Raw genomic sequence first — 10,742 nt, forward strand, 5'->3', positions numbered from 1 at the left:
ATTAAACTAATGTGTTTGGAACCGTTTTTCCAAGATGTACATAGCCATCCACGACTTCGACCGTAAACTCATCAAGCGGTCCGAGTGGTGGAGTTCCTGGTATGTTTTTACCATTTTTCTCGTAACGTCCATTATGGCAAGGGCAGAAGAATTCATTCTTATGCTTTTCGTCGCCTTCCCAGTTCACCGTGCATCCAAGGTGCTTACAGACAGGAGAAAGTGCGATGATCGTATCGCCTTCTTTGTAGACCCAAGCGGTGTTCGATACATCGGATTTGTACCATGCATCTTTACGATCTTTAATAGTAAAGTCAACACGTACAGGCGTTTCAGTTAGATCGTCCGCTTTTTGCGGAGTCGGAACGAACTCACCTTCACCTTTTGGTTGCAATACTGGATCGACCGCAAAGCGGACCATCGGCATCAACATTGCTGAAGCCATGAATCCACCGACACCCATTAATGTATAGCTTAGGAATTGGCGTCTAGACACTTTGCTGCTCATCAGTTTCCCTCCTCTTACTCCAAAATCAGTCCAACGGACATACTTTTGCTAATTGTAAAACTAGGACATATCTATGATATATCAATATTAGTGTAAATTCAATCATGCTTTCAGCTGTATGTACAGATTGTGAACAATTCATGAATTTTACACACATTCCATACATAACCACTCGACAGTTAAATTAAGCTAAGTGGGAAAGACGACTAACAATGGAGCAGTTATTGCTTCGACCATTGCTCGGTGAATATTGGCAAAGACTGACGCAGCTGATCTTCCAGGATTGATTGCCGCAAAGAGGCATCCATGTTTTCCAACGGGATTGAAGGCATCCAAATAACTTGTCCAGGCAGATCCATTGACGTCCAAGTGTGATCGGTCGTCAAGAAGAAAACGTGCTTGAATGTTGTATCGGAAAATTCCTGCATTGTCGTTTCGGCCATTTGCTGTTTATCCGTTGCTGAAGTATAAGCAAAAGGAGGCGCAAACATCATCCTCCCTTTGAATTGAGTCTCAATCAAAGACGCGAGATGCATGACGAATTCTGTCGAAGAAGCGCTTGTCTTCATATTATCCATCTTCGTTTCAACTTTTACAAGCGGAATCACCAACGTATCGATATATTCTTTTTGAAGCAAATATGTATCCATATCCTTGCCTGTCCAATTCACTTTAACCAGCCCCCTAATAATATTCATGCAAATGACTCCATCTGGAAGACGGAGTCATTAGTCTTTTGTAATCTTCATATCGTTCAGCATTGCCGACAGGATGAGGAACCGTTCCCGGTCATTGGCGTCAAGTGCCTCATCGACTCTTTTCATAAGCAGATCCATGGACAATGAGGCTACACTCTCCTCTAGAAGCTGCTCGGCAATTTTCCGATCCCGCGCGCTCACTTGGAGCTCTACAGGAAGAAACGGGTTTTCCTCCCGTACGCTTGCATATTCTGGACATGCATGGCTGTTCGGGAAATTCAATTGGATATACATTTTTTCCTCCGGGTGGAGACGCAAATCATGAAATGATTTTTCCGCATCGGCAGTCATTAGATTGCCTTTGTAAAAACGGAAAGGGATGCTTTCCGAATTTATTGTTGAAATAACCATCGCCCGCGGACAGTAATGTGCTTCATCCGTAAAGTGGACGTTTTGAAGAAGTTGCTCATGGCTCAATAGATAATTCAAAATCCACACACATTCCCGGCGCTTCAATTTATAGCGCTTTAAAAACCACCGCACGAAGTCTTTTTTGGCAGCGACAGGAATCATGGCTGTCATATCACACCTCCTCGTCATTCAACGTTTCAAGAAAAGCGGTCCATTCCTCATGTTGTGTAAAGCTTGCTAGCGTCTTAACTACTTCGATAGCTTCATCCCTTTTTCCTTCATCCAAAAGAAATCTTGCGTATCGATCCAAAAATGATGGATCATCCTTCATTCCAGCATATGCCTTACTGTAAGATACGTATGCATGTGCATATTGTTCCTCTCTTTCAAGAGCATAAGCTTTGAATGCAGATAAAAGTGGAATGTCCATTTGTTCTTCATTCATTTCAGTCAGAAGTTTCAGCAGTTCCCCATGCTCTTCCCTTTCATTATAGAGAGAAGCAAGTGTTACAATGGCATCGATATATTCGGGATCCAGTGCAATTGCATGCTGCAAATGTTCTTCCGCTTCAAGAGGCAATCCTAGCTTGAGCGCTGATTTGCCCGCTGAGAGTCGAAGTTCCTTGTCAAATTCATCACGTTTGATGCCTTGTTTGAATAATTCAAATGCCTTCTCGTCGTCCCCTAATTGGGAATATGCTTGACCAGCTAGCATATAAGCAGAGAAATAATCGGGATCCATTACAATTAAATCTTCAAGCAAATTTATCGACCTATCCGGCTGACTGCTCTGATAGTAGGCGTATGCAGCTCCGAACAGCGTGTCGGGTAGTTGCTCATCTGCCAAAATTTTTTCGTAATAAGGGAGCGCTTCCTCATAAGCCGCGCCTGCACTATATGTTTCAGCGAGCCGAAGCGGAATCGACATACCAGCGATTTCATTATGACCTTCATCATAAAGTTCGGAGTATAGCTTCGCGGCCTCGAGATATCTCCCCGAATCGAGAAGAAGTTCAGCGTAAGCAAATCGGATGACCGGTACATGCGGCGAACGAGAGAGAGCCTCTTTCACCTTTCCGAGAGCTGCCTCTGCCATCCCTATCATCTGATAGTAATCGGCTAGAGCTAATAGCGCTTGGACATATTCCTCTTGGTCAGGCGTTACTTCTGAAAGCAACAGCAACGCTTCATCTTCATCGCCAAGTTCCATCAAAGTATTTGCCCGGTCAATCTTCAATTGCGGTTCGTCAGGCATATAGGAGATCAATGTTTCGTAAATATGGTCGGCTTGGCCGACATATCCGTAATCGACTAATAATCCCGCAGCTTCATATAGTAAATCGAAGTCTCCGGACTTTTCCACACGATCAATCAAGTCATTAACTTGCCCTATATCTCCATCGTGTACCGCTTTTTCAAAATCATGTAACTGCTTCATATTTTCACCTGATCCTTCAAAATGTATACACTAGGAAAATTATTCTTCAATGCGCGCCGAGACGATTTGCGACAAATGATCAAAAAAGTTCGGGTAAGAAATCGCTATGCAAGAAGGGTCTTCAATATGAATAGGACCATCCGATACCAATGAGGCAATGGCAGCCATCATTCCTATTCTGTGATCGCCATACGATTTCAGTTCGCCCCCTGATAGCGCTGTAGGCCCTTCTATAATCATACCGTCGTCTGTCGCTTTGACATTGGCACCTAGCTTCGTTAGTTCGTCAGTGACGGCGGCAATGCGGTCTGTTTCCTTGACGCGTAGTTCCCCGGCATCCTTTATGACGGTTGTTCCTGTTGCTTGAGTGGCCAGCAATGCGATGATCGGCAATTCATCGATCAGCGTCGGTATGATATCCCCACTTATCTCTATTCCTTCCAAACGGTCGTGAGAAACTTTTACTACCCCATAAGGTTCGCCCATTTCACCGTTTTGTTCGAGTATATCCACTTTAGCTCCCATTTGACGCAACACTTCAATAATCCCTGTTCTTGTCGGATTTAGACCAACATCCAAGAAATCTACTTCACTGCCTTCTATCATGGCTGCAGCAACCATGAAAAAGGCTGCCGAGGATATATCTCCGGGAACGGTGACGTCTGTACCTGTCAAAGCCTGACCGCCCTTGATGCTTACAGTCTTCCCATCTTGAACAAGTTCTGCCCCAAACTGTTTGAGCATCCGCTCTGTATGATCTCTTGACACAGCAGTTTCCCTGACAACCGTTTCTCCTTCTGCATTTAATCCTGCAAACAGAATCGCAGATTTCACTTGCGCACTTGCAACTGGCATGTTGTAGTCAATTCCTTCGAGCTCAGTGCCTTCAATTGTCAGCGGAAGGAAATCTCCACTCTCTGCGCCAGCGATAGACGCACCCATTGATTGCAATGGAGTAGTCACTCTTTTCATCGGTCGCTTCGACAAAGAGTCATCCCCGGTCATTGTGGAAGTGACCGGTGAACCGGATAAGATTCCGAGCATCAATCTTGCAGTCGTCCCTGAATTCCCAGCATATAGCTCTTCCTTCGGAGTTGTCCACTTTCCAATCCCAGGACTATCTACGACAACATCTGTTCCTTTTCGTTCGATCGAGACGCCCAATCGCTTAAAAATCTCGATCGTCCGCAAACAATCTTCTCCATCTAGGAAACCTTTAATTGCAGTACGGCCTTTCGCTATCGACCCTAACATAATAGCACGATGGGATATAGATTTGTCACCAGGTACTTTAATTGAACCTTTTACTAAAGGCTTATCGTATTCCACTGTTTTCGTTTCAACCATGAAGAAGCCCCCTTATTAGAGAATATGCATACTATAATCCGTTGTTTTTGCAAGAACCGCCCTTGCAGCTTTACGATCGTCAGCCGTTTGGAAACTGATGACGAGAATCCCATAGACATCCGTCCGTGTCTCGACAATTCGTATGTTCGTTATGCTTATTTGTTCATCTGCAAGGATTTTCGTTATTTCAGAAATAATACCGGGATGATCTGGGATGTCGATATGTAAATCAAACGTCATATACAAGGCGCCTTGTACTGCTCCCTTGAAAGTGGAAGGCAAGTGGTCCCTGAATTCCTTAGCATCGGAAAAGAAATTGTATATTCGATCGGGATCATTTTCCACGATCATAGAACGGATCGACTGCATTTCCTCTAGCCATCCATCCAATTGCCCAAGTAGCTCGTCACGATTTTGAATCGTAATGTCCCGCCACATTGTAGGATCTGCGGAAGCAATACGTGTTAAATCGCGGAAACCGCCAGCCGCCAGATTTTTCACAAAAGGCTGTTCTTTTTCCTGATCAGCCAGTCTTCCAACAAGTGATGACGCGATGATATGAGGAAAATGACTTACAATTGCAGTCATTCGATCATGCTCGGCTGCATCTAAGACAACGATTTTGCCTTTTGAAGGAGCCAACAGATCAGTCAACCTATCGATTTGTTCAGAGCTTTCATGTTCGGAAGGTGTTAACACATAATATGCATTTTCGAAAAGATGCCCTTTAGCTGCAGCGATGCCGCTTTTATGTGATCCAGCCATCGGATGTCCTCCGATGAATGTCAAACCTCTATTCTGGAGTCTTTCGGCAGCCCTCATGATAGGATTTTTCGTGCTGCCCGTATCGGTAATGATGACATTTTCTTTGAATGTCCATTCCGAAGCTTCTTCCATCAAGGCAATCGTCGTATTCACCGGAGTTGCAAAAATAATGAAATCCGCCTTTTCGCATGCCGCCTTTGCGGAAGGCGCAATTCTATCAACGATACCTCGGCGGTACGCTTCGTCTGCAGTTGCATAAGAACGGTCAAAACCTGTTATTTGTATATTACGGCCGCCACGTTTTAATGCTAGCGCCAGTGATCCCCCTATGAGACCCAAGCCTATAATTGCTACATTATCAGTCATTTTCATCTACCTTTTTCTTGTAATAAAAGAGTAAATGCTTCAAGCAACCCAGTATTCTGTGATTCAGTCCCGATGGTAATTCTGACATATCCAGGAGTTCCAAGTGCATTGCCGCTTCTAACGATAAAGCCATGCTGTAATAGGAATTCCGAAGCTTCATCGGCATCGTTTGGGACTTCTAGTAAGACGAAGTTCGTTTCTGAATCAAACATGTGGATTCCTTTTTCATCAGCAAATTTCTTGAAGCGCACTCTCTCTTTTTCATTCAATGTCCGGCATTTTTCGATGAATGCATCGTCTTCCAAAGCCTTGCTTGCAACTGCCACTGCAAGTGTATTGTTATTAAAAGGGTTTCGCACTTTATTCAACTCGGTAATAATATCAGATGAGCCAACTGCATACCCTATTCTGAAAGACGCAAGACCATACGCTTTTGAAAATGTGCGCAATATGAGGATGTTAGGGAAACGATCCAACAATGTAATGGAGTCGACATGATTTGGATCGGTTACATATTCAAAATATGCTTCGTCTAGGACGACAAGGATATTTTCAGGTACTTGTACTAGAAATTGTACCAACTCATCGCTTGGAATGAGGCTTCCGGTCGGATTGTTTGGATTACATACCCAAATGATGGCAGTCCGTTCATTTATCGCGTTAGCGAAATCATTTAAATCATGATAACCTTTCTTTAAAGGAATTTCTGTAATTTCTGCCCCTTCAATTTTAGCATTATGAACGTATTGAGGAAAAGACGGAGTCGGCATGATTGTATGGACTTGTTCATCAAGCAATGCGCGCGAAATGATTGAAATAATTTCGTCAGATCCATTTCCGAAGAGGATTGATGATTCGTCCACTTTATGTTTTTCTGCCAGTTTTGCGCGTAGAGTTGTCCCATGTCCATCCGGATAAATTTCAAACGGCATCGTCGTGCTGCCTAAAAACTCAGTTACAGTAGATGCACAGCCGTACGGGTTTTCATTCGAAGCCAATTTGATGACATTGTCCAATCCGTAAGCCTTTTTCACTGCTTCAATAGATCTTCCCGGTGTATAGGGCTTCATAGTGTTGAGAACTGTTTTCCACTGCATATGTATTCCTCCGGTCTGAATATCTTTTAGTTTTGCAAATCAGGTCGTAGCTTCACTGCTTCGTTTTGATAAATATGTTTAATATCTTTTTGATTCGTTTCGGAATTGACATGCATAAGGATGCGGATGCATAGTGACAATGAACCGGGAACGTCCATTTCATGCGTGCACATGACCGGTACGTATTTCCATCCATCAATCGTCCTGACTGCTTTAGCAGGAAAAGCTGATTCAATATCTCGTGTCGTTGAAATGATGACTGAAACGATTTCTTCAGGTGCAACTGCATTTTCTTTTGCCATTTCCATTACTAAATTTCTCGTCGCATCAAGTACTATGTCAGTTTGATCTGAGACAACGGTAGTCGCCCCCCTTACACCTCTCACAGTCATGACTGTTCCCCCATTCTGATTCTTCTCTGCAAATCAAGAAAAGCCTGTTCACATTCTTCGGATGAAACTTTCATTACAAATGGTTTGCCTAGCTCTTCCAACATGACGAAATTCATTTCGCCGAATGCAGCTTTTTTATCTTTTTCCATGAAGACAAGGAAACTGCTAAATGAATGTTGCAAAACCGGTTCGAATGAATATCCATTCTTTCTTGCGAATTGAATATAACGATTTGTAAATGACGGGTTAATCTTTCCATGGCGTTCACTTAGAATGAAGCTGTATGCCATACCGATAACAACACATTCCCCGTGACTCAGACCTCCAAAGCCGCAAACCGCTTCCACAGCATGGCCGAAAGTATGGCCGAAATTCAAAAACTTTCTTGTGGAATGCTCAAATTCATCTGCTGCGACGATATCTGCTTTCACTCTAATTCCTTTTAACAGTTCTTCCGATAACCATTCTTCTGCTGGTTTAGTAAAATTCTCTTCTTCCAGCAGCATTACAGACCATTTTTCATCAGAAATGAAGGCATGCTTGATCAATTCCGCCATACCCGAGCGAATTTCACGAGGCGGCAATGTTCGTAACAGTTCCGTATTGAATAATACTACTGACGGCTGATGGAAGGAACCGACCATGTTTTTCCCTTCCGGAAGATTGATGGCGGTCTTCCCCCCCACTGCACTATCGTGTGCAAGGATAGTCGTCGGACATTGGATGAATTTGATCCCTCTCATGAAAGTGGCGGCAACAAATCCTGTCAAGTCTCCACATGCCCCTCCCCCAAATGCGATAAGGATGGAATTCCGGGTGAAATTCTCTCTTACTAAATAGGATTGGCATTCAAAATATACTTCCTGCGTCTTACAACTTTCCCCTTGAGGGACTATCTTTATAAAAGGTTCAACTCCAGATTTTTGCAGGGCTTCAAGAAGTACTGGCAAGTGAAGGTCGGCTGCCTGTTCATCAGCGATGACCCCCACTCGATCAGCACTTTCCAGCAAGTCGAGATAATCTGTCGATAACAAGTCAAACACATGCTCTCCAATACGAACATCATATTGTGCGTCAGGCAATTGAACGGTCAGTTTCCCCATATTAGAACTCCTTTACATATTGTCGGTAGCGCTCGATCTCTTCCTTCAAGCCATCCATCGTATCGGATCGGAATTCATCCATAATCGCTTTTGCCATTTCGGTTGCAATTACATGCTCCGCAACAACTGACGCAGCCGGTACTGCACAAGGATCTGATCTCTCGATTGTCGCTACGAATGGTTCCTTCGTATCGATATCTACGCTCTCAAGCGGCTTGTACAATGTAGGGATCGGTTTCATGACACCCCGGATGACAATCGGCATTCCTGTCGTCATGCCTCCCTCAAGTCCACCTAGGCGATTGGATTTCCGATAGTAGCCGAGCTCCTCTGACCATGCAATCTCATCATGCACTTCGCTTCCCGGTTTTTGTGCCATTTTAAAGCCCAATCCGAACTCTACACCTTTGAAAGCATTAATGCTCATCATGGCTCCAGCAAGCTTTCCATCCATTTTACGGTCAAATTGGACGTAGCTGCCGATTCCTGGCGGGCAGCCTTCTACAACGACCTCTACGACTCCCCCAAGCGTATCTCCGCGTCCTTTAATATCATCAATCGCTGCAACCATTCTGGCAGACGCCTCTTTATCCGCGCAATAGACAGGATCATTCTCGATGATTGTTCGCAGCTCATCCATCGACAATCCGGAATACGTTTCAGGATCGGTCGTTATGCCGCCAATTTCCGTCACATGTGCAACTGTGTTGATGTTTAACTGACGAAGAAATTGTTTCGCTACAGCTCCAATTGCTACTCGCATCGTCGTCTCCCTTGCGGAGGATCTTTCAAGGACATTTCGTAAATCGCGATGTCTATATTTCATACCACCCACAAGATCCGCATGACCTGGCCGTGGTCTTGAAATTTGTCTCTTTATATCTTCGGGATTTACATCGTCCGCCAATGGTTCGACTCCCATAATACTCGTCCAATGTTTCCAATCGTCATTAACGACCGTCAATGTTACAGGCGATCCGAGCGTCTTCCCATGTCTTACACCGGAGGTAATAAGCACCTGATCTTTTTCTATTTGCATCCGACGACCACGTCCATGGCCGCCTTGACGTCTTTTCAATTCGTTGTTGATCATTTCTGCCGTCAATGGCATTTGAGCGGGCAACCCTTCAATAATGGCTGTCAATTGTGGACCGTGTGACTCGCCAGCTGTAAAAAACCTCATTCCATTTCCTCCTTTATCTCTCTTCTTAAGGATGGATTAAACATCCGTTTCATAGCACTTTATCAAACTAAAACAATTTTGACTATAGGTATTAATGAAAAAATCCGGATATTTTCCGGATTTAAAGATAAATATGATATGAAAACGTTTTCTCAAAGTTTCCTGTAAAAGAATGTCTCTTCTGATTCAAATCCGTATTTCGACGGATTAAAAATTTGCTCGGTACTTCCGACGAATAGAATTCCCCCTGGCTTTAGCGCTTTTGAAAAATCGGAGTAGATCTGATCCTTCGCTTCTTCCGTAAAGTAAATCATTACATTTCTGCATACGATCAGATCGAATCCTGAGCCGTACGGATCCCCTAATAGGTTTTGCTGTTTGAATTGGACTGTCTTTTTAATTTCATCTTTCACTTGGTAGTGCTGTCCTTCATTGACAAAGTATTTGTCCAAAATGGGTTTGGGGACTTCCTTCAACGATCGTTCTTGATACAGTCCGACTTTCGCACGCTCCAATACGCCTGCATCAAGATCTGTCGCTAAAATTGATATATCCCTTAAAGGAACGTGAGAAGACAATACCATGGCAAGTGAATACGGTTCCTCACCCGTTGAGCAAGCGGCACTCCATATTTTCAACTTTTTGTTATTGGCAAGCAGCATCGGGAAAATTTTCTTATCAAGAACGTCCCATCTTTGTGCGTTCCGGTAAAATTCCGAAACATTTATTGTCATCCGATCGAGGAATTCATCGAGCAGTGTGTCGTCGTTATGTATTGCGGAATAATAGTCCGAAAAGTTGTGGAAACCCTTTTTTTCATAGAGGGACGTAAGCCTTCTTTTCATCTGTGCTTCTTTATATAATGATAAGTCGATTCCAGTCTTTTTCTTTATTTTCAATATGAAATCGATGTAGTCTGACATGCATAATCCCCCTGACACTCTTTTTCACCTATTATACCGGATAGAAGGTAACAAATGTGACAATTCTCCAATGTGTCCTCTTTTGGACAAAGATAATTATGAAGTTGCAAGTTAATGTCCAAATAACAGGATTTCCGGCAGGGCCGGTGCTTTCAAAACCTCATTCTTGAGCGCGAAACCACATTCTTGAGCGCGAAACCACATTCTTGAGCGCAGAAACTACATTCTTGAGCGTAAAACCGTTTTCTTGAGCGCAAAAACGGATTCTTGAGCGCAGAATCATATTCTTGAGCGCAAAACCATATTCTTGAGCGCGAAACCACATTCTTGAGTGCAGAAACTACATTCTTGAGCGTAAAACCGTTTTCTTGAGCGCGAAACCACATTCTTGAGCGCAGAAACGGATTCTTGAGCGCAAAACCACATTTTTGAGCGCGAAACCGTTTTCTTGAGCGCAAAAACGGATTCTTGAGCGCAGAATCATATTCTTGAGCGCAAAACCATATTCTTGAGC

12 protein-coding genes are annotated in these 10,742 nt (G+C 43.6%); all 12 read right to left on the bottom strand.

The window, feature by feature from the left end; genetic code table 11:
• Position 1: 1 nt before the first annotated feature.
• On the bottom strand, positions 2-508 hold the full coding sequence (locus ACTHPA_RS06420; protein ID WP_440499650.1) for a ubiquinol-cytochrome c reductase iron-sulfur subunit: 507 nt from the start codon (positions 506-508) through the stop codon (positions 2-4).
• Positions 509-726: 218 nt separating this feature from the next.
• Entirely contained in the window at positions 727-1,203 is a 477-nt protein-coding gene (locus ACTHPA_RS06425) for a DUF2487 family protein (protein ID WP_440499335.1), read from the bottom strand.
• 30 nt (positions 1,204-1,233) lie between these two features.
• The gene (locus tag ACTHPA_RS06430) at positions 1,234-1,785 is read right to left on the bottom strand and encodes a ReoY family proteolytic degradation factor (RefSeq protein WP_440499336.1); all 552 of its coding nucleotides are present in this window, start codon (positions 1,783-1,785) and stop codon (positions 1,234-1,236) included.
• A gap of 1 nt (position 1,786) precedes the next feature.
• The gene (locus tag ACTHPA_RS06435) at positions 1,787-3,052 is read right to left on the bottom strand and encodes a tetratricopeptide repeat protein (protein WP_440499337.1); all 1,266 of its coding nucleotides are present in this window, start codon (positions 3,050-3,052) and stop codon (positions 1,787-1,789) included.
• A gap of 39 nt (positions 3,053-3,091) precedes the next feature.
• A complete protein-coding gene (gene aroA, locus ACTHPA_RS06440; RefSeq protein WP_440499338.1) occupies positions 3,092-4,399 on the bottom strand; it encodes a 3-phosphoshikimate 1-carboxyvinyltransferase in 1,308 nt (435 codons plus the stop codon).
• Between the two features lie 15 nt (positions 4,400-4,414).
• A complete protein-coding gene (locus ACTHPA_RS06445; RefSeq protein WP_440499339.1) occupies positions 4,415-5,530 on the bottom strand; it encodes a prephenate dehydrogenase in 1,116 nt (371 codons plus the stop codon).
• A gap of 2 nt (positions 5,531-5,532) precedes the next feature.
• Positions 5,533-6,627, bottom strand: coding sequence for a histidinol-phosphate transaminase (gene hisC / locus ACTHPA_RS06450; RefSeq protein WP_440499340.1), 1,095 nt, complete (start codon positions 6,625-6,627; stop codon positions 5,533-5,535).
• Positions 6,628-6,653: 26 nt separating this feature from the next.
• Positions 6,654-7,019 carry a chorismate mutase gene (gene aroH / locus ACTHPA_RS06455; RefSeq protein ID WP_440499341.1) on the bottom strand — a complete coding sequence of 122 codons (366 nt, stop codon included), beginning with the start codon at positions 7,017-7,019 and terminating at the stop codon, positions 6,654-6,656.
• Positions 7,016-8,122 (bottom strand): 3-dehydroquinate synthase, encoded by a 1,107-nt coding sequence (aroB, locus tag ACTHPA_RS06460; RefSeq protein ID WP_440499342.1) that lies wholly within the window; start codon positions 8,120-8,122, stop codon positions 7,016-7,018. The genes aroH and aroB overlap by 4 nt, the downstream gene beginning before the upstream one ends.
• 1 nt (position 8,123) lies before the next feature.
• Entirely contained in the window at positions 8,124-9,305 is a 1,182-nt protein-coding gene (gene aroC / locus ACTHPA_RS06465) for a chorismate synthase (RefSeq protein WP_440499343.1), read from the bottom strand.
• A 152-nt stretch (positions 9,306-9,457) separates the two neighbouring features.
• Positions 9,458-10,228: a CheR family methyltransferase gene (locus ACTHPA_RS06470; RefSeq protein ID WP_440499344.1), complete on the bottom strand. Its 771-nt coding sequence runs from the start codon at positions 10,226-10,228 to the stop codon at positions 9,458-9,460.
• A gap of 152 nt (positions 10,229-10,380) precedes the next feature.
• A partial coding sequence (locus ACTHPA_RS06475; protein WP_440499345.1) for a hypothetical protein occupies positions 10,381-10,742 on the bottom strand: 362 nt, incomplete at its 5' end.

It is taken from the genome of Sporosarcina sp. SAFN-015 (genome assembly GCF_051966875.1).
GTDB lineage: Bacteria > Bacillota > Bacilli > Bacillales_A > Planococcaceae > Sporosarcina.

Coding starts and splice junctions, on each gene's coding strand:
- ACTHPA_RS06425 (WP_440499335.1), bottom strand. CDS start 1,203: ATGAATATTATTAGGGGGCTGGTTAAAGTGAATTGGACAGGCAAGGAT.
- ACTHPA_RS06430 (WP_440499336.1), bottom strand. CDS start 1,785: ATGACAGCCATGATTCCTGTCGCTGCCAAAAAAGACTTCGTGCGGTGG.
- ACTHPA_RS06435 (WP_440499337.1), bottom strand. CDS start 3,052: ATGAAGCAGTTACATGATTTTGAAAAAGCGGTACACGATGGAGATATA.
- aroA (WP_440499338.1), bottom strand. CDS start 4,399: ATGGTTGAAACGAAAACAGTGGAATACGATAAGCCTTTAGTAAAAGGT.
- ACTHPA_RS06445 (WP_440499339.1), bottom strand. CDS start 5,530: ATGACTGATAATGTAGCAATTATAGGCTTGGGTCTCATAGGGGGATCA.
- hisC (WP_440499340.1), bottom strand. CDS start 6,627: ATGCAGTGGAAAACAGTTCTCAACACTATGAAGCCCTATACACCGGGA.
- aroH (WP_440499341.1), bottom strand. CDS start 7,019: ATGACTGTGAGAGGTGTAAGGGGGGCGACTACCGTTGTCTCAGATCAA.
- aroB (WP_440499342.1), bottom strand. CDS start 8,122: ATGGGGAAACTGACCGTTCAATTGCCTGACGCACAATATGATGTTCGT.
- aroC (WP_440499343.1), bottom strand. CDS start 9,305: ATGAGGTTTTTTACAGCTGGCGAGTCACACGGTCCACAATTGACAGCC.
- ACTHPA_RS06470 (WP_440499344.1), bottom strand. CDS start 10,228: ATGTCAGACTACATCGATTTCATATTGAAAATAAAGAAAAAGACTGGA.